Origin of the sequence: Methylorubrum rhodesianum (assembly GCF_014199985.1) — a bacterium.
GTDB classification, from domain to species: domain Bacteria; phylum Pseudomonadota; class Alphaproteobacteria; order Rhizobiales; family Beijerinckiaceae; genus Methylobacterium; species Methylobacterium rhodesianum.
Map to the genome: position 1 here is coordinate 515,456 of NZ_JACHOS010000001.1, position 17,192 is coordinate 532,647.

At 72.1% G+C, this 17,192-nt stretch carries 22 protein-coding genes; 9 read left to right on the top strand and 13 right to left on the bottom strand.

Annotated elements, in window-relative coordinates; genetic code table 11:
- Position 1: 1 nt before the first annotated feature.
- The 3 genes from HNR01_RS02185 (at position 2) to HNR01_RS02195 (ending at position 6,018) form a co-directional block, all read left to right on the top strand.
- Complete coding sequence (locus HNR01_RS02185) at positions 2-3,220, top strand: efflux RND transporter permease subunit (protein ID WP_183666359.1); 3,219 nt, start codon at positions 2-4, stop codon at positions 3,218-3,220.
- Between the two features lie 526 nt (positions 3,221-3,746).
- Entirely contained in the window at positions 3,747-5,243 is a 1,497-nt protein-coding gene (locus HNR01_RS02190) for a tyrosine-type recombinase/integrase (protein ID WP_017483083.1), read from the top strand.
- A 232-nt stretch (positions 5,244-5,475) separates the two neighbouring features.
- Positions 5,476-6,018 (top strand): metallophosphoesterase family protein, encoded by a 543-nt coding sequence (locus HNR01_RS02195; protein WP_238254715.1) that lies wholly within the window; start codon positions 5,476-5,478, stop codon positions 6,016-6,018.
- Here the strand turns inward: HNR01_RS02195 and HNR01_RS02200 are convergent.
- From HNR01_RS02200 to HNR01_RS02225, 6 genes are all read right to left on the bottom strand, one after another.
- The gene (locus tag HNR01_RS02200; protein ID WP_157228086.1) at positions 6,015-6,581 is read right to left on the bottom strand and encodes a hypothetical protein; all 567 of its coding nucleotides are present in this window, start codon (positions 6,579-6,581) and stop codon (positions 6,015-6,017) included. The two genes, HNR01_RS02195 and HNR01_RS02200, sit on opposite strands and share 4 nt — an antisense overlap.
- Positions 6,582-6,669: 88 nt before the next feature.
- Positions 6,670-6,945, bottom strand: coding sequence for a hypothetical protein (locus tag HNR01_RS02205; protein WP_017483086.1), 276 nt, complete (start codon positions 6,943-6,945; stop codon positions 6,670-6,672).
- Positions 6,942-7,451, bottom strand: coding sequence for a hypothetical protein (locus HNR01_RS02210; RefSeq protein ID WP_017483087.1), 510 nt, complete (start codon positions 7,449-7,451; stop codon positions 6,942-6,944). The genes HNR01_RS02205 and HNR01_RS02210 overlap by 4 nt, the downstream gene beginning before the upstream one ends.
- 505 nt (positions 7,452-7,956) lie before the next feature.
- The gene (locus HNR01_RS02215; RefSeq protein ID WP_017483089.1) at positions 7,957-8,169 is read right to left on the bottom strand and encodes a hypothetical protein; all 213 of its coding nucleotides are present in this window, start codon (positions 8,167-8,169) and stop codon (positions 7,957-7,959) included.
- Positions 8,166-8,357 carry a hypothetical protein gene (locus tag HNR01_RS02220; protein WP_017483090.1) on the bottom strand — a complete coding sequence of 64 codons (192 nt, stop codon included), beginning with the start codon at positions 8,355-8,357 and terminating at the stop codon, positions 8,166-8,168. The genes HNR01_RS02215 and HNR01_RS02220 overlap by 4 nt, the downstream gene beginning before the upstream one ends.
- Entirely contained in the window at positions 8,354-8,758 is a 405-nt protein-coding gene (locus HNR01_RS02225; RefSeq protein ID WP_017483091.1) for a hypothetical protein, read from the bottom strand. Before HNR01_RS02225 ends, HNR01_RS02220 begins: the two co-directional genes overlap by 4 nt.
- A 257-nt stretch (positions 8,759-9,015) precedes the next feature.
- On the opposite strand from HNR01_RS02225, the gene HNR01_RS02230 reads away from it, so the two are divergent.
- Positions 9,016-9,897 carry a hypothetical protein gene (locus tag HNR01_RS02230; RefSeq protein WP_017483092.1) on the top strand — a complete coding sequence of 294 codons (882 nt, stop codon included), beginning with the start codon at positions 9,016-9,018 and terminating at the stop codon, positions 9,895-9,897.
- 58 nt (positions 9,898-9,955) lie between these two features.
- A complete protein-coding gene (locus HNR01_RS02235) occupies positions 9,956-10,549 on the top strand; it encodes a hypothetical protein (protein WP_017483093.1) in 594 nt (197 codons plus the stop codon).
- 173 nt (positions 10,550-10,722) lie between these two features.
- Here HNR01_RS02235 and HNR01_RS02240 read toward each other — a convergent pair whose 3' ends face one another.
- From HNR01_RS02240 to HNR01_RS02270, 7 genes are all read right to left on the bottom strand, one after another.
- The gene (locus tag HNR01_RS02240; protein WP_017483094.1) at positions 10,723-11,004 is read right to left on the bottom strand and encodes a hypothetical protein; all 282 of its coding nucleotides are present in this window, start codon (positions 11,002-11,004) and stop codon (positions 10,723-10,725) included.
- 333 nt (positions 11,005-11,337) lie between these two features.
- Positions 11,338-12,156, bottom strand: a complete 819-nt coding sequence (locus HNR01_RS02245; RefSeq protein WP_183666361.1) for a universal stress protein — start codon at positions 12,154-12,156, stop codon at positions 11,338-11,340.
- A 71-nt stretch (positions 12,157-12,227) separates the two neighbouring features.
- The gene (locus tag HNR01_RS02250) at positions 12,228-13,217 is read right to left on the bottom strand and encodes a glucokinase (protein WP_017483096.1); all 990 of its coding nucleotides are present in this window, start codon (positions 13,215-13,217) and stop codon (positions 12,228-12,230) included.
- A 31-nt stretch (positions 13,218-13,248) separates the two neighbouring features.
- Positions 13,249-13,497, bottom strand: coding sequence for a hypothetical protein (locus HNR01_RS02255; protein WP_017483097.1), 249 nt, complete (start codon positions 13,495-13,497; stop codon positions 13,249-13,251).
- Positions 13,498-13,538: 41 nt separating this feature from the next.
- Positions 13,539-13,883 (bottom strand): c-type cytochrome, encoded by a 345-nt coding sequence (locus HNR01_RS02260; protein ID WP_017483098.1) that lies wholly within the window; start codon positions 13,881-13,883, stop codon positions 13,539-13,541.
- Entirely contained in the window at positions 13,880-14,254 is a 375-nt protein-coding gene (locus HNR01_RS02265) for an SPW repeat protein (protein WP_017483099.1), read from the bottom strand. Before HNR01_RS02265 ends, HNR01_RS02260 begins: the two co-directional genes overlap by 4 nt.
- A gap of 71 nt (positions 14,255-14,325) precedes the next feature.
- On the bottom strand, positions 14,326-14,565 hold the full coding sequence (locus tag HNR01_RS02270; protein WP_017483100.1) for a biotin/lipoyl-containing protein: 240 nt from the start codon (positions 14,563-14,565) through the stop codon (positions 14,326-14,328).
- 184 nt (positions 14,566-14,749) lie between these two features.
- Here HNR01_RS02270 and HNR01_RS02275 point away from each other — a divergent pair, with 184 nt between their 5' ends.
- From HNR01_RS02275 to HNR01_RS02290, 4 genes are all read left to right on the top strand, one after another.
- A complete protein-coding gene (locus HNR01_RS02275; protein ID WP_017483101.1) occupies positions 14,750-15,268 on the top strand; it encodes an ion channel in 519 nt (172 codons plus the stop codon).
- 83 nt (positions 15,269-15,351) lie between these two features.
- Positions 15,352-15,567 carry a hypothetical protein gene (locus HNR01_RS02280; RefSeq protein ID WP_017483102.1) on the top strand — a complete coding sequence of 72 codons (216 nt, stop codon included), beginning with the start codon at positions 15,352-15,354 and terminating at the stop codon, positions 15,565-15,567.
- Positions 15,568-15,577: 10 nt separating this feature from the next.
- Complete coding sequence (locus HNR01_RS02285; RefSeq protein ID WP_017483103.1) at positions 15,578-15,835, top strand: hypothetical protein; 258 nt, start codon at positions 15,578-15,580, stop codon at positions 15,833-15,835.
- Positions 15,832-17,160 (top strand): NRAMP family divalent metal transporter, encoded by a 1,329-nt coding sequence (locus HNR01_RS02290; protein ID WP_183666364.1) that lies wholly within the window; start codon positions 15,832-15,834, stop codon positions 17,158-17,160. Before HNR01_RS02285 ends, HNR01_RS02290 begins: the two co-directional genes overlap by 4 nt.
- The last annotated feature ends 32 nt before the right edge of the window (positions 17,161-17,192 follow it).

Consider the following 17,192-nt stretch of genomic DNA (forward strand, 5'->3'; position numbering starts at 1 on the left):
GATGTTCACGCTCCTCGTCACGCAGTCCCTGCGCAACCGTCTGCTCGTGCTGGCGCTCGCCGCCGTGCTCGTCGTCTACGGCGCCTTCACGGTGACCAAGCTCCCGGTCGACGTCTTCCCCGACCTTAATCGTCCGACCGTTACGATCATGACAGAGGCGGAAGGGCTCGCGCCCCAAGAGGTGGAACAGCTCGTCACCTTCCCGATCGAGACCCAGATGAATGGCCTGCCCGGCGTCACGCGGGTGCGCTCGGTCTCGGGCGTCGGCCTGTCAGTCATCTACGTCGAATTCGACTGGGGCACCGACATCTACCGCAACCGCCAGCAGGTCTCGGAACGCCTGGCGATGGTGCGGCCGCAGCTGCCGCCCACGGTGAACCCGATGATGGGGCCGGTCTCCTCGATCATGGGCCAGATCGTCATGGTCGCCCTCAGCGGCGGCTCAGTCTCGCCGATGCAGTTGCGCGAGCTGGCCGACTTCACCATCCGGCCGCGCCTGCTCTCGATTCCCGGCGTCGCGCAGGTCATTCCGATGGGCGGCGAGGTGCGCCAGTTCCGCGTCGCGCCGCAACCCACCGCCCTGCGGGCGCTCGGCGTCACCCATGCGCAGCTCGAAACCGCCCTCGCGCAGTTCGGCACCAATACCGGCGGCGGCTTCACGGACCAGTACGCCCGCGAGTACCTGATCCGGAATCTCGGACGGACCATGAACCTCGACGACCTCCGCAACATGGTCGTCGCCACGGTCAACAACCGGCCGGTCTACCTGCGGCAGGTAGCCGACGTGTCCTTCGCGGCCCGGGTTAAGCGCGGCGACAGCGGCTACATGGGCGCGCCCGCCGTCGTGATCTCGGTGGAGAAGCAGCCGGGCGTCGACACGGTCCGCCTGACCCGCGAGGTCGAGGCGGCGCTCGCCGAGATCACGGCCAGCCTCAACGCCTGCGGACCCGACGCCGAGAAGCGCGGCACGGATCGGCTCGGCACCGAATCGGCCGGCGAGGGCTGCGCCTTCAAGGGCGTGCGTGCCGACCAACTCATCTTCCGCCAAGCCAACTTCATCGAGACGTCGATCCGCAACGTCGAAACGGTGCTGATCGAGGCGGTCGTGGTGGTCGCCGTCGTCCTGTTCGCTTTCCTGCTGAACGTCCGCACCACCGCGATTTCGCTCACCGCGATACCGGTCTCGATCCTGGCGACCGCCGTGGTGTTCCACCTGTTCGGGCTCTCGATCAACACGATGACGCTCGGCGGCCTCGCCATCGCCATCGGTGAGCTCGTCGACGACGCGGTGGTCGACGTGGAGAACATCTTCCGACGCCTCGGCGAGAACCGCAGGGCCGGCAATCCGCGGAGCGTCTTCGAGGTGGTGATCGCCGCCTCGAACGAGGTGCGCTCCGGCATCGTCTACGCCACGATGGTGATCGTGTTGGTCTTCGTCCCGCTCTTCGCGCTGTCTGGGATCGAGGGCAGGCTGTTCGCGCCGCTCGGCCAAGCCTACATCATCTCGATCCTGGCGAGCCTTCTCGTCTCGATCACCCTGACGCCGGTGCTCGCCTACTATCTGCTGCCCGGGCTCAAGCGCCTGGAGGAGCACGACAGCCGCTTCCTGATACTGCTCAAGCGCGGCAACGCCGCTCTGCTGCGGGCTCTGCTCGGACACGCCCGGCCGGTGATCGCGGTGGCGGTCCTGGCCGTGGCGACGGCCGGGCTCGCGGCCATCTTCCTACCGCGCGCCTTCCTGCCGCCGTTCAACGAGGGCTCGTTCACGGTCAACATGACGTTCAATCCCGGCATCTCGCTCGCCGAGAGCAACCGCATCGGCCTCGTGGCCGAGCGCCTGCTCCTCGATATGCCGGACGTGAAGTCCATCGGCCGTCGCACGGGCCGGGCCGAACTCGACGAGCACGCGGAGGGCGTGCACTCTTCCGACCTGGAGATCGATCTCAAACCGGAGGCCCGGCCGAAGCCCGACCTCGTCGCCGACATCCGCGGGCGTCTCGCGGTGCTGCCGGTCAATGTCAATGTCGGCCAGCCCATCTCGCACCGGCTCGACCATATGCTCTCGGGCGTGCGGGCCGAGATCGCGCTCAAGATCTTCGGCGAGGATCTCGATACCCTGCGGGCTCTCGCCGAGGGCCTGCGGCAGCGCTTCGCCGACATCCCCGGCATCGCCGATCTGCAGGTCGAGAAGCAGGTGCTGATTCCGCAGCTCGAGATCCGCGTCGACTACAACCGCGCGGCCCTCTACGGCGTACAGCCCGCCGCCCTGGTCGAGCAGCTGAGCCGCCTCTCGAATGGTCAGGTGGTCTCGCGCGTGGTGGACGGCTACCGCCGTTTCGACGTCGTGATGCGCCTCTCCGATGCGATGCGGACCACGCAGCGCCTCGGTGACCTCTTGATCGAAACGCCGTCCGGCTGGGTCCCGGCGCGCCAGATCGCCGACATCCGAGAGACCGATGGGCCGAACCAGATCCTGCGGGAGAACGCCCGCCGTCGTATCGTCGTGCAGGCCAACACGCAGCCCGGGGCCGACATGGGCAAGATCGTTCAGGCCATCGAGGAGAACGTCGCCGCGGCGAATCTGCCCAACGGTCACACCACGCGCCTGGAAGGCTCGTTCCAGGCGCAGGCCGAGGCCAGCCGGACCATCGGTCTCCTCTCGCTTCTGTCGCTCGCACTGGTCTTCGCGCTGCTCTACAGCCGCTACCGATCGGTGACTTTCACGCTGATCATCCTGGGCAGCATCCCGCTCGCCCTGATCGGCTCCGTCGCCGCGCTTTGGCTGGCCGGCCAGCCCCTTTCAGTGGCGTCGATGATCGGCTTCATCACGCTGACCGGGATCGCCACTCGCAACGGCATCCTGAAGATCAGCCACTACCTGAACCTGGCCATCCTCGAAGGCATGCCGTTCGGGCGAGAACTGGTGATCCGGGGCAGCCTTGAGCGGCTCGCGCCGGTGCTGATGACAGCCCTTTCCGCCGGCGTCGCGCTGGTGCCGCTGCTGATCGGCGCCGACGCCCCAGGCAAGGAGATCCTGCACCCGGTGGCGGTTACGATCTTCGGCGGTCTGATCAGCGCCACGCTGCTCGACACGGTGCTGACGCCGATCCTCTTCCTCACCTTCGGTCGCGAGCCGCTCGAGCGGTTGAGGCAGAATGCCGGTCGACGCTCAGAGGTGTCCCCTGGGACGAGGCAAAACGCGCCGCTCGAGGCGTTCTGACGAAACGTCCGGCCCTCCGACGAGGGCCGGATGCATCAAAGCCCTGCCCGCGTCTGCGCGGGTATCTTGGCCGACACCGCTGGGAGAGCCTTGAGTCGGGACACGGCAGGGCGTTGAGCGAAAGCGCCGAGCCATCGTTCGCGAAACGCGGGGTCGGTGCCTACAACAGTTCACGCGCCGTTTGCGGGATCGACAGCCGGTCGGGATCCGCGCGCACTTTTGGGTATGGAGGAAATTACCGTCACGCCTCAACCCCGCGCGATAAGGCCGAGGTGCAACTGCCGATGGCGTGCTTGGGATGATTGGTGGGCGCACTAGGGTTCGAACCTAGGACCCGCTGATTAAGAGTCAGCTTCCCGACCGGTTTTGGGCGGCTTCTGGTGCCAGGAACGTGTAGCTAACGGGCGTTAACTTCCGCGAGCATCCACAGGGACTTAGCCAGCGGCGGCGGTTTTCCCTCGACGGCGGGCCCCGGCCGGGTGATTTTCGCGGCCCCGCCCAAAGCCGCCCAAGGAATCCCGCCCAAATGGCCCGCGCCAAGCCCGCTGCGAAGAAGGCCGCACCGGCCCGCGCCCGGATCGACTGGCCGCCCCGCGGGCCGGTCGACATCACGGGGACATTCATCACCCGGTGCCGGGAGGAGCAGCGCCCCGGCGTGCCGGCCGTCGACGTCCGCGACCTGCGCGCCCCGGGCCTGCTGCTGCGGGTCTCGCCCCGGACGATATCGTGGGGCTGGAAGGCGGAGCGCCTCAAGAGGACGGTACGCCTTGACCTCGGGCCGGTGGAGCGGCTGACCGTCGCCCAGGCCCGCCAGGTCGCCGGGGAGGCCATGGACCTGCTTCGCTCCGGCAACGGCTGGCCGACCCTGCTCTGGCTCAACCGGCGCCTGGCCGAGCTCGGCCTCATGCGGATCGAGGAGGTGTTCCCGAAGAACGTCTACCACCACCCGACGCCCGCGCCCCCGCCGCGGCCCCGGGGCTGGACGTACGATCAGGCCGTCGCCGCCTACCTCGCCGCCCACGAGCCCGAGTGGCGCAAGGCCGCCCACGAAGACGCGCGCAAGAACCTGCGCCACCCCGTCCTCAAGCGGTTCGCCGGCATGCCGGTGGCGGCCGTCACGCCCGACGACCTGGCGACGGTGCTGGCCGCGAAGAACCGCTCGCACCACCGCCAGGCCGAGGCCCTGTTCGTGCGGCTGCGCCACTTCTACGGCTGGCTTGCGACGCCGGGGCCGAGGCGGGACAGCGGCGTCGCCAAGGGCCACCTCGACGACCTGCAGCGGCCCAAGCGCCCGAAGGCGCGCGAGGGCGAGGCGCCGCGGCAGCAGGTGCGCTGGCCGACGATGGAGCGCGTCGGGCTGCTCGTGGCGCTCGCCCGCACCGACCTGCTCGACCCTCGCCTGGCCGCCGCGGTGCTGCTCCTGGTCGCGACGGTCCAGCGCCGGCACGCCATCGTGTCCGCCCGGCTCGACGAGTTCTCCGATGCCGGCGATGGCTGGGGCGTGTGGCGCCTGCCGCCCGTGCGGCGCAAGACGGGCGAGACGGGCCGGGCGCAGGCGCACCACGCGGTGCCGCTGCCGCCGCCGGTCTGGGCGGCGGTCCGGGGGCAGTTCGGGGAGGGGCCGTGGCTGTTCCCGGGGATGCGGCCGCGCCGCGCCGGCGCGCCGGTCGGCTACCTGTCCGAATCGGCGCTGACGCACCTGCTCGCGGCGCTCCCGGTCGACACTAGCCCGCACGACCTGCGCCGCGCCCTGCGCTCGCATGGCCGCCGGGCCCTGGGCCTGGCGCCGTCGGTCCTGGACATGATCATCGACCACGCCGAGGGCGTCGCGTCGGGCAACGTGTCCGAGCGGCACTACGTCGACGACGACCGCATGGACCTGAAGCGGCCCGCGATGAGGGCGTGGTGGGACCTAGTCGAGGAGCACGCCGGCAAGGCGAAGTTCGACCTCGACGAGGTGCGGGCCGGGTTCCTGGCTGCACGCGCTAGGCAGAAGGGGAGGGAGCCCACGGTACAAACCTAAGGCAGAATCCCGGATCCGCCTTAGGTTTGTCCCACCAGACCGCCCCGGCCAGGCATTCGTTCACCCTGCCGCGAGCCCGCGCTGGACCGCCACGCCGCGAGCTGCGATCGTCACGATTCCTGCCCCGCCTGAGACCTTCCCGATGTCCCGAAAACCCTGGGCCCCGCCGCCCGTCCCGACATCCCGGAGGCCCTGAGCGCGCGACGCCGGCCTCCGATTTTTGGAGGCCTCCGTGCCCGACACCTGGTTCACCGCCGACACGCATTTCCTGCACGCCGGGGTCATCCCGGCCTGCCGGCGCCCGTTCTCGTCCATCGCCGAGCACGACGCGTCGCTGGTCGAGGCCTGGAACGCGACCGTCCGGCCCGCCGACACCGTCTACCACGTGGGCGACTTCGCCTTGGGCCCGGCCGAGGCGGCCGAGCGCATCTTCCGCCGGCTGCACGGGCGCAAGTGCCTCGTCGCTGGCAACCACGACAAGCGGTCGCGCAAGCTCCCCTGGGCGGAGCAGCACGACGGGATCCGCGAGATCTCGGTCGAGGGGCGGCACCTGGTGCTGTGCCACTATCCCATGCGTAGCTGGCCGCGGGCGTTCCGGGGCAGCCTGCACCTGTACGGGCACGTGCACGGCACGCTGCCGGGCACGACGCAGTCCTGCGACGTAGGCGTCGACGTCTGGAGCTACCGGCCGGTGTCGCTCTCGAACATCGTGGATGCGATGGCCCTGAGCGACACCGTGCCGGAGGAGGTCGCCCGGGCGCGGAACAGGGGCTAGCCCCGCCCGAGATGAGCCTCGGCGACGATCCCGAGCTCGACCAGGTCCTCGCCCTCGGGCTCGGCCTCCCGCTCCGGGGCCGGCGATGACACCCACTTCCGGTGCGGTTGGAGGGCATGTCGGATGGCCTCGGCGCGGGTCGTCGTCGCGCGAACGACCCGCCAGTCCGACCGTATGGCGATCCAACGCCGGTTATCGACGAGCCAGTCCTCCCACGGCATCCCCGGGTCGGGATGGCGGTCGTCGAGGTACAGGCAACGGTATCGGAGCCGGTGCTCTTCACCCGGCGGGTCTCGGGGCATGCGGAGGATGAGCGCGAGCTCACGCTCCCTCTGGTCGAGGGCCGGGTCCGGGTTGAGGACGAGGAGGCCCTGCCGTGGGCGGCGCTCGGGATGCACTGCCTGTGGCAGTCGGCTCTGCGCGTAGAGCCGGTGCGCCCAAGGATCGCTGTGTTCTTCGAGCACGACCGGCATGGGCCGCCACCAGCCCCAGCCGATGTCGGCGAGGTGCATATACTTAGCCCCGGGCACCTTCGGCCATTCGACCGTGTAATCCTCAGGCATGCCGCCCTCCTCGCTCTCGACGGGGACGGCGTAGCAGGCGCGCGTGAATCGACCCGTCGGGAATCGCGTCAAATGCGATGAGGCTCGTTCAACCCGCGGCAACCCTAACCGCCACGGCGCGAGCGGCGGCCGCCTCGAATTCCAGGCTGTCCGCTAGGTCCGTGAGCAGGCGCGCGACGGCGGGCCCGACCCATCCGGGGATCTCGCGGGCGCCCGACGCCCAGCGGTCGACGCCGCGGGGATCCAGGCTCTCGCGGGGGCCGTCGGGGTGCATGGCGCCGAGCATCCGGGCGAGCGGGCGCTTCCACTCTTCGTCGCTGCCCGAGAGCAGGCGGCCGGCGGGGGCGAGGTCGGCGGGCGTCATTGCAGTCCCTCCAGCGCGGCGAGGTCCTCGGGGGTCTCGCGCCGGCGGCGCACGGTCCGGCACAGCGCGTCGAGGGCCGAGTCCAGGCTCACCGCGCACTCGCCGACGATGAGGCGCGCTTCCCGGTCGACGGCGGCGTAGCGGCCGCCCCCGGCTCCCGCGGCGTGGCCGTCGGCGGCGAGCTCGCCCCGGTGCCAGGCGTGGGCGGGCCAGGCGCCGGGCGGCGTCTCGACGAGCAGGCCGACGAGGTCGCCGGTCTCGTCGTCCGTGACGCGCGCGGCCCATGCCGGCGTGGCGTCGCGGAGGGGCGAGGAGAGGTAGAGGTCCTCGCGCCACGGGTCCGGGAGCGGCGCGAGGATGACGTTCATCGGGTGCCACGTCTCGACCGGGAACCGGCGCAGCCCGGCCAGGTCGCTGTGGCCCGGCCGGATGACCGTGCGGCCGTAGCCCCACCGGATGCGGCGGCGGATCGGCCGGGTGAAGGCGGGGGCGGTGACGGCGGCCATGCTCACCTCGCCTGCATGAGCAGGTCGCGGAGCCAAGCGCCGTCCGTGGGGCGGCGCGCCGGCGCCGGGGCGGCCGGGGGCTCGTAGTCGGGGAGCGCGTGCAGCCACGCGATGTCCTCGGCGGTCATCTCGCCCGGGACGGCGGCGGGACGGCGGGCAGCGCGCGCCTCGGCGGCCGCCAGGGCGACGGCGAGGGGGCGGCGGCGCGAGCTGCGGCACCGGCCGACGGGCCTGCGGGCGGGACGGCGGGACGCCCGGCCTCGCTGGGACGGTCCGCTCCGGCGTCTCGGGCGGGCCGTCCGCCGCGGCCGCCGACGTTCGCCTCAGCGCGGCCAGCGCTCCGCGTCCGGCCACGGACGCCGGTCCGCCGGCCGCCACCGGCGCTCGCACGAGGCCGGCCCGAGGATCGATGATGGCGGGCGGGGCCGCGGCCGCGCCGGCGGCGGGGATCCCGGGGGCGGCCCCGGCACGAGCCTCAGGCGCGGCGGGTCCGGCGGGGGCGTCGTCATGGGACCTCGGGGCGGGTGCGGGGACGCGGCGGATCGGGGTGCGCGGCGCCGGGGCGGCCGCCTCGCCCGGCAGCGCGGACGCGGGCGACGAGGGGGTGCGCGGGGTCGCCGGCGGCGGCGGCCAGGGCGGCCGCCAGGGCGGCGACGAGGCGCTCACGCAGGGCGGCGCCGACGAGAGCGTCGAGGCCGTCGAGCAGGGGAGGGCTCACGGGCGGGGCTCCTCGATGGCGGTCCAGCGGGGCGCCTCGAACCGGACGAGGCCGGCGATGCGCAGGCGCTGCAGGACGGTCGAGACCTGCTTGACCCCGAGCCCGAGGCCGGGCGCCAGGTGCATCGGGAGCGCGCCCGCGGGGACGGCGCGCAGGGCGGCCAGGACGGCGGCGTCGCGGTCGGTCACGGGCGCCCCCTCACGTAGGCCCGGCCGATGCCGAGCGCCGACAGGATCTTCGCGCCCGGCGGGCGGCGGCCCGAAAGCACGTCTGCGAGGTAGCCGGGTCCGACGCCGTGGCGCCGGGCCCAGCGGGCGGCGGAGGGCGCGCGCTCGACGGCGGCGCGGAGCGAGAGTGGGCCGAGCATGGCGTCCCGCACGGCGGCGTCGGACACGAGCTGGCGCCCGGGCATGCGCTCCGTTCGGGGCCGCGGTACGATGCTCACGCCCGCCAGGCCGGCCCAGCGATGCGCCGTGCACTCCGCGACGCCCAGCCGGCGCGCGACGGCGCCGACGCCCACCGTGCTCGCGACGACACGGCGGACTTGCGCCGCCGTCACGCCCGAGCCGACCTCCCTCCACACCCGCATAGACCCCTCCACGAATCGACGCGCGACGCCGCGCCCAAGCATTCAAGCACGTTCGTCAGATGACGAAAGGGGAGTTGAGGGCACAAACTTAACGCGGACGACTGGATGAGCATGGAGCACTCAGAATTTACTCATTTAATGAGCATCCGGTTGGGGTCCAAAATTGACACCAGGACTGAACGAGATCTTGCGGCTGCCCCCGCGAGTGCTAGCATTCGTCATGTGCCGTAGTCGCGGCACAGCACAGGGAGGACGCGATGCCGGAGCTGTACAGGACGACGCGGGACTGGCAGGGGCCGCCGGAGGGCCTGGGCCTGGAGTGGCAGCCGCCGCGCGAGCTGCGCGTGTCGGGCGTCCTGAAGTGCCTCTGGACGGCTGAGGCCCCGTCGCAGGACTACGACGACGCGCTCGCCGGCCCCGAGGGGCGCCACCTGAAGGCCATCGGGTTCTCGCACGATCGCATGAGGTCCGGCCTGCCCTGCCTCTGGGAAGGGCCGGACTACGACCGCGAGCAGGCGGCCGTCCTCCTCAACACGGCCGCCCGGGGGTTGGCCGCCCACCGAGAGCGGGTCGCTCGCGAGCGCGCCCAGGCGGCCGCCGCGGCGGAGCGCCGGAGGGCCGAGGACCTCGCCCTCGCGGAGCGCGCCATCGCCGCCACGCGCGAGTCGCTGCGGACGCAGGGGTGGGCGTGGGCCGTGCGCGACGACGTCGAGCTCGCGGAGCGTCGCATCGCCAGGGGACCGGCTGGCTTGGAGCGCTACCAGAGCGAGCACCTGCTCGACCTCGTCGTGCGCGCGCAGGCCAACATCGACCGCGCGATGCGCGCGATGGAGATCCCGTACGAGCCCGAGGCCGAGCGGGCCGCCCTGCCGGAGGTGCAGGCCGCGGCGCATGAGGGCTGCCGGCTCCTGACCGCCCGCGACGCGGACCGGGCCTCGGTCGTCAACAAGTCCGGATGGGGCCGGAACAGCACGGTCCGGGGGCACATCCTCGCCGGCCTCCCGGCGCTGAATGCCGTGCTCGCCTCGCACGCGCTGCGGGCGCTCCGGACGCACCGCAAGCAGCTCCCCCCGGAGCTGGCGCTCAGGGTGTTCGGCCTCGACCTGCCCGACCTGCTCGCGGCGGCCGCGGCGGCGTGATTGTGGGTTGCGGGGGCGAGGCGATCATCAAAGCGTCGCCCCCGACAGGAGATCTCCAATGCGTTCCCTTGCCCGCCTGTTCGCCGCCCTCGCCGCCGTCGCCCTCGCGCCCCTGGTCTTCGTGTGGGAGGGCGGCCGCTGGGTCCTCCGGACTGTCGCGGGCGTCCGGCCGGATCCCGTCTTGCCCACCGCCGTCGCGGCCGAGGAATATCTCGACGCTGCCGCGGCCGTCCCCGCGCCGAGGCTGCCGACTGTCGCCGGCGTCCCTGCGACGCACCCGGTCGGCGTCGCGCTCGTCATGCACGCCCGGCACCTGACCGCCGGCGGCGACCCTGTCGACCTGTCCGGCCTGCCGGTGCCGGTCGCGACGTGGCTGCACTCCCTCTCGCCGGACGAGCTGACCGTCCTCGCCCGGACGCTCCCCCATCAGGCCGAGGCCCTCGCCGCCGGGCGCGGACGCGTCCCCGGGCTGCCTGGCTCCCACGACGCGGACGTGTCCGCGGAGCCCGTGACACATCCCCAGGCGGCCGATGTGGACGCGTCCGCGCCCGCATTCCACTGGCCCTACCGGGGGACGCCCGCGGACCGCGCGATGGCCGACCTGCTCGCGCACGTCGAGGGCGTCAGGGCGAGGCAGGCCAGGGTCGCCTAGGCCGCCCCAGCCCCCGAAAGCAACGAGGCCCGCCGGGGTGACCGGCGGGCCTTTTGGTTGTCCGACGTGCGCCCGCGCGGGGCCGACGTGCGTTCCATGTGCGTCTCTCTGCGGCCCCGCGTAGGCGCACCGGGAAAGCCGCAAGCGAAAAAGCGAGGGGCGCCGACGATTTCTCAGGCGCGCCTGGCAGGCCGGCGGGCCTCCGCCTTGGACGCCCGGATCCTCAGGCCGGCCACCTCAGCGCGGGCGGCGGCGAGCTGGCGGGCGAGCTCGGCCTCACGGGCGCGGGAGGCCAGGAGGGCCTGGCCGAGGCGGTGGACGGCTGCCTCCGACCGGGCCTCGGCACGGTCCCACGCGGCCCGCTCAAGGGCAGCCTTGGCGGCCCCGTCGGCGGCGAGCAGGGCGTTGAGCAGGCCGGTACCGACCTCGCCCGTCACTGCATGCCCGTGGCTCATGTCCGCCTCCCTCTCTCAGGAGGCCTATAGATTCAGGGTCCAGGCTCCCTGTCCAGCTGCGCTTGGCGAGAGGGTTACTGGATCCCTGGGCGTCGAATGCTCGGGACGCGTCCGGGCTCCTTCTCGACCCTGGCCGGATAGCCCCCCCGTTACTTCGGGGATCTGTAACGGAAATCCGAGGCGCCGCGGCGGGCGGCCTGAGTGCGCCCGACACGCACCAGTCAGTAATGCGCCATGAGCTGACCTTTGCCGTCAGCCATTCGAAGGGCTGGTCATCGACCGAGAGCAGACGCGCGCCTATAGGACCGGGTGGTCACGACTGTAGCGACCTCCTCAGTGGGACATCAGGCAACAGACGGTCGTCTCGCTCAGCAGGTCGCGCGTGACCCCGCCGAAGAACCACTCGCGTAGGCGGCTGTAGCCGTAGCCGCCCGTTACGATAAGGTCCCCGTCGATCGCGCGGACGGCCTTCTGCAGGTCCTCGGCGACGCTCCAGCCCGAGCGCGCCGCCAGATGCCCGCTGGCGTTGACGTCGTGCAGGGCGAGGTAGCGGACGACGTCGTCCACCTCCGCCCGGTCCCCGTCGTCCGTCATTCGAAGCACCTGGACCGCCTCCGCGCGCCTGAGCAGGGGCAAGGCGTCCGAGAGCGCCCGGCGGGTCTGCGGCGTGTTCTTCCAGCCGACGACGATGCGCCTAGCCTCCAGGTGCTCGATGCCGGCCGAAACCACGAGGACGGGGCGGCCCAGGCCCATGAGCGCGTCGCCGAGGTCGACGGCCATGCCCGGCCTGACGCTCTCGTCCTCGGCGTAGCGACCGACCACGACGAGGTCCGCGGCCCGGGACTGCCCTGCCAGGAACGGGACCGGACCGGCGATGTCGGAGCGCCACTCGACGCAGTCGTTCAGGCAGGAGCCATGGCGGAAGACCTGTTCGGCGGCTGCGCACCTGTCGAGGGCGGCTTGGCGGATCTCCTCGATGACCATGCCCATGGGCACGGCGGTCTCGCCGTAGCCCTGCGGGTAGTCGGGCATGCAGGCGGCGGCCCCGACGAGGCGGGCGCCGAGGCGGTGAGCCAGGTCCGCGGCGAGACGGACCCCCGTCCTGGCGTGGCGCCCGTCGTCGACCGCGACCATGATGCTGGCAATTGACACGGGAGCCTCCCTCGACCCGGAACGGGCAACAACAGGATGCGAGCGCCCGTGCCGGTCGGCGTTGATCTGCCTCAAGCCCGCCAGTCCTGGCCGGGGAACAGGAATCGGTCCGCCGCGCGCAGGAGCGCCGCCAGGCCGTCGATGGCCGGCTCGGGCCTCGTGATCACGAAGCGGGGGATGGCCTGCATCACCTCGCTGAACGGGGGCTTGTCCTCGAAGGCGTCCCGGAACGCCTCCCCCTTCAGGGCCTCGACGATACGCGGCGCGATCCCGCCGGCCAGGTAGACCCCGCCCGTCGCCGAGAACATCAGGGCGAGGTCGCCGGCGAACCGGCCCAGCAGGCGCGCGAACTGACGGACGGCCTCCCGCGCGAGCGGGTCGCCGACATTGGCCGCTTCGAGCACCTTCGGCGGCGATTGCCAGGCGGCCACGCCGCGCCCCGCCGCCAGCGCCCGCGCGAGCTTGGCGAGGCCGGGACCGGACAGCAGGGCTTCGGCGGTAAGCCTCCCCTCCGCCGGCATCAGGGCCTGCCACGGCAGTTCGTCGCGCTCGCACGGGCCGAAGCCGACATGGCCGGCCTCGGTCGTCTGGACCAGGAGGCGGTCGCCCGCCGGCACCAGGGCCGCGGCGCCGAGGCCGGTGCCTGCCCCGAGGACGAGGCGGGGCCCCCTTCCGGCCGCGACGGGCCCGATCCGCGCCAGGTCGGCCGCGTTCGCCTCGTCGAGCACGTGCAAGGCGGCCGCCTGCGGCACGTAATCGTTGACCAGCCGCGCCGCCTCCAGCCCGAGGGCGACGCCGATGTCGCCGAGGTCGAACAGCCAGGGCGCGTTGGTCATGCGCGTGGCGTACCCGTCGACGCGCCCCGCGACGGCGAGGAAGGCGGAGCGCGGCCGCGGCGTCCCCGGACCGTCGAGGTAGGCTTGCAGGGCCGCGATGGGCCCGGGGAAGCCGGCTGTCGGCACCTTCCGGATCGGGCCGGGGCATGCTCCCGGCGCGGGGAGCATGGCGAAGCGGGCGTAGGTGCCGCCGATGTCGGCCAGGAGCACGGGATAGGGCAGCATGCCGACGGGTCTCCGCTATGGGCGCGGTGGCCTAGCCGAGGGGCTTGCAGCAGGTGGCATGAGGCTGCCGGCAGAAGGTCAGACCTTCCTCGTCCCAGACCACGATGCAGCCGTGGCCCAGCGCGAAGTTCCGTACCCGGCCGAGGAGCGCGTCGTCGACGCCGAACAGGCGGTCGCAATCCGCGTTCGTCAGGCGCAGGGCCTGCCCGGCCCCGAGGCCGTCCAGGGATACCTGCAGGGCCGGAAGCGTGACCGTGGGCTGAACCGTCATCTCGTTCATCACGGCCGCTCCGTAAATATCCCAGGCTCACGGACGTGAGGCTAAGGCCCTTTCAGGCTGAGGATGTAGTCGATGACCGCGTCCATCTCATCGCGGTCGGGGCGCAGGCTCGGCATCCGTTCGTGGTGGCTCTGCAGGAAAACCGCGAGGGCCGGCCCCGTCGTTGAAGGCATGTTGGCGACCCGCAGGAAGGCGGGGCCGGAAAACTCGCCCGCCTGCGACCCGCGGCCGATGACGTGGCACTGGCTGCAGAGCTGCGTGGCAATGGTCCAGCCACGAACGCGGCGGTCCTCGATCCCACCGGCCATGACCGGGGAGCCGACGAAGGCAGCGAGCAGGCTGCCCAGTGCGAGGGTTCCGGACCGCCGTGGCGAGGGAGCGGTCATGAAGCCCTCGCGATCCTGAGGCGGGTCAGGGCGGCGCCTATGGCGACGGCCCCCGCGGTAACGTGCGCCCAGGTCGCGGCGTCGTTAACTGCGAACCCGAGGAGCCACGGCGCCAGGACCGTCCATGCCCCGGCGAGCGCGACCGCGCGCTCGAAGGACGGGCGGAAACGAAATTGGTTGATCCCCGTGAGCGAGAGGATCACCAAGCCCGGCAGCAGCGCCGAGAAGGCGGCCGGGCCTTGGTCGGCGAAGACCAGGACCCAGGCGGCCAACACCAGCGCGGTACCGGCCAGGTGTTCGAGGGCGCCGACGAGGATCTCGTCCGTGCCCCAGCCCGGAGAGGGCGTGACCCGCATACGTGCCTGGGACATGACCTGCCTCCACCATGTTCGATTGGCATTGTCGTCGCGGCCGCCGACGGGCGCTTGCCCGCCGCGGGAACTCAGGCGTGGACCTCGGCGATGATGCAGCCGGGGTCGACCACCTCGCTCGCCGGCGCCAGCACCTCCAGGCGGCCGCTGGCGGGGGAGACGATGTCGTGCAACGCCTCGCCGATGCGCACGGCGGCCACGGCCTCGCCGGCCCGCACAGTTGTTCCGTCCGCGACAAGCCAGCGCTCCAGTACGCCCTCGGGCAGCATGCCTGTGGTCCAGAGACCCTCGGCTACGTGGATGTCCGCCATGACCGCCTCCTGGCTCGGGGCGCGCGACAGGGTCGCCGGCCGGCAGGGGACGGCATCGGATGGAGGTCCGCCTTGATCTGGATCACGGCGTGACGGGCGGGCATCCCGCGGCCTTGAGGCAGGTCAAGGCGGCTCCCGGACGCTTTGGCAGGTTCACCACAGGCTCCTTCCTCGGACCGGAACCATGCTCGTCGTCCTGGCCGCCAGCGTCGTGCTCGTCGCGGTCACCATCCTGGTGCTTTACGAGACGCTCCGCCTCACCTCGGAGCACCTCGCCGAGTTGCCCGTGCCGCCGCGCTGGCGCATCGTCGCCGTGGTGCTCGCCGCCTTCGTCGGGCATACGGTGGCGGTCTGGATCTACGCCGCCGCCTACTGGCTCCTCGTCCTGCGGCTCGGGCTCGGTGCCTTCTCGGGCGTGCCCATCGAGAGCTTCGAGGACTGCCTCTTCGTCTCGGTGGTGGCCTACTCCTCGCTCGGCTACGGCGACCACGCGCCGGTCGGCCATGCCCGGCTGTTGACCGGCGTCGAGGCGCTAAACGGCCTGCTCCTGATCGGCTGGTCGGCCTCGTTCACCTACCTCGCCATGGAGCGCTACTGGCCGATGCACGGCAAGGCACGCGCCCACCGCGCCGCGAAGGCCCACCGTCCGGCGGACGGCGAGCCCGGCCGCGAGCGCCTCTTCCCGCCGGCGACCGGCACCTGAGCGCCGGTGGCCTTGCGCTGGATCAAGGCCGGCCACCCCGGCCGGCCCCAGGTTTCGCCCCAACCAGCAAGCGGAGGCGAACCATGCACGAGTATCTCGTCACCTTCCATAAAACCGTCCTGGACGACACCGGCCACGACCATCGCATCCTGCAGCGGCAGGCGGTGGTCCACGCCCGCTCGGACGTCGCAGCCGCTTACGCGGCCAAGGCGATGCTCTGCGAGGCCGACGGCGTCGTCGATTGGCGACTGCGGGCCGACACCTGCGAGGTCGTCGAACTCAGCCAGCACGCCGCCTGAGGAGGTGGGGATGAGCCACGAACTCACCGAACCCGTGCACTGGCAGGGGCGGCAATGGGCGGTCACCGGCTACGGGATCGAGGCCCTCGACGGGATGTACCACGTCCCGTTCTCCGACATCCCGGACATCGATGCCGCCCCGCCCCGGTGGCTGGAAGACCTGTGCCACCGCTACGGCACCGACCGCGACGACCTCGCCGCCGCCCTGCGAGTGGCGCGCACGGTCCGGCCCGGAGCGGAGGCTGCGCCGTCGAAGTCGGCCGCATGAGCACCGCTCACCTCCCCGCGGCCGAGAAGGCCGACGACCCGGAGGTTCCGAGCCCCGCCGTCGGGCCGTCGAAGCCGCGCCTGCTGAGGGTCCTCGGCCCCGGCTTGATCACGGGTGCCTCGGACGATGACCCCAGCGGCATCGCGACCTACGGCCAGGCCGGGGCCCAGCTCGGCTACGGCCTCAGCTGGACCATGCTCTACACCCTGCCGCTGATGGCGGCCGTGCAGATGGTCTCGGCCCGGATCGGGCGCACCACCGGCCACGGCATCGCGGGCGTACTGCGCGAGCACTACCCGAATGGCCTGCTGCAGTCCGTCGTCCTGCTCCTGCTGGTGGCCAACATCCTCAACCTCGGGGCCGACCTCGGCGCCATGGCGGACGCCCTGAACCTGCTGCTGCCGGGCCCGCGCTGGCTCTATGTCGTGCTGTTCGCCGGCATCTGCGCCTTCATGCAGCTCGTGCTGCAGTACACCCGCTACGTCGCCGTCCTGAAGTGGCTGACGCTGAGCCTGTTCGCCTATCTGGGCGTGGTGATCTTCGCTCGCGTCTCCTGGTGGGACCTCGGGCTGGCCCTGGCCGTTCCGCAGCTCGACCTCAGCGGTGGCGGCCTGACCACGCTGGTGGCCCTCTTCGGGACCACGATCAGCCCCTACTTGTTCTTCTGGCAGGCAGCCGAGGAGGCCGAGGACCTGCACGCCTACCCACGCCGGCGCGACCTCCTGCACGCGCCCGAGCAGGGCGGAGCCGCGCTCCACCGCATCGAGGTCGATACCCTCGTCGGCATGGCCTTCTCGAACTTGGTGGCGCTCGCCATCATGGTCACGACCGCGGCGGTTCTTCACCCGCGCGGCATCACCGACATCCAGACCTCGGCGCAGGCCGCGGAAGCGCTGCGCCCGCTGGCCGGCCCCTTCTCCGCCACGGTCTTCGCCCTCGGCATCGTCGGGACCGGGCTGCTGGCGGTCCCGGTGCTCGCGGGCTCGGCGGCCTACGCGGTCGGCGAGGCGCGGCGCTGGCCCGTGGGCTTCGGCCGCCGCCTCCTGGAGGCGCGGGCCTTCTACGGCACGGTGGCGCTCGCCACGCTGGTGGGCATGGTCATCAGCCTGGGTGCCGTCGACCCGATCCGCGCGCTCTACTGGAGTGCGGTCGTCAACGGCGTCATCGCGGTCCCCGTCATGGCCGTAATGATGCTGGCGGCGGCGCGCGCCGACATCATGGGCGCCTTCGCGGTGCGCGGTCCGCTCAGGCTGCTCGGCTGGACCGCCACGGCCTGCATGCTGCTCGCCGTCCTCGCCATGTTGGCCACCGCCGCGCTCCCTTGATCCAGCGCAAGGCGGCTTGGCTCGCCCGGTCC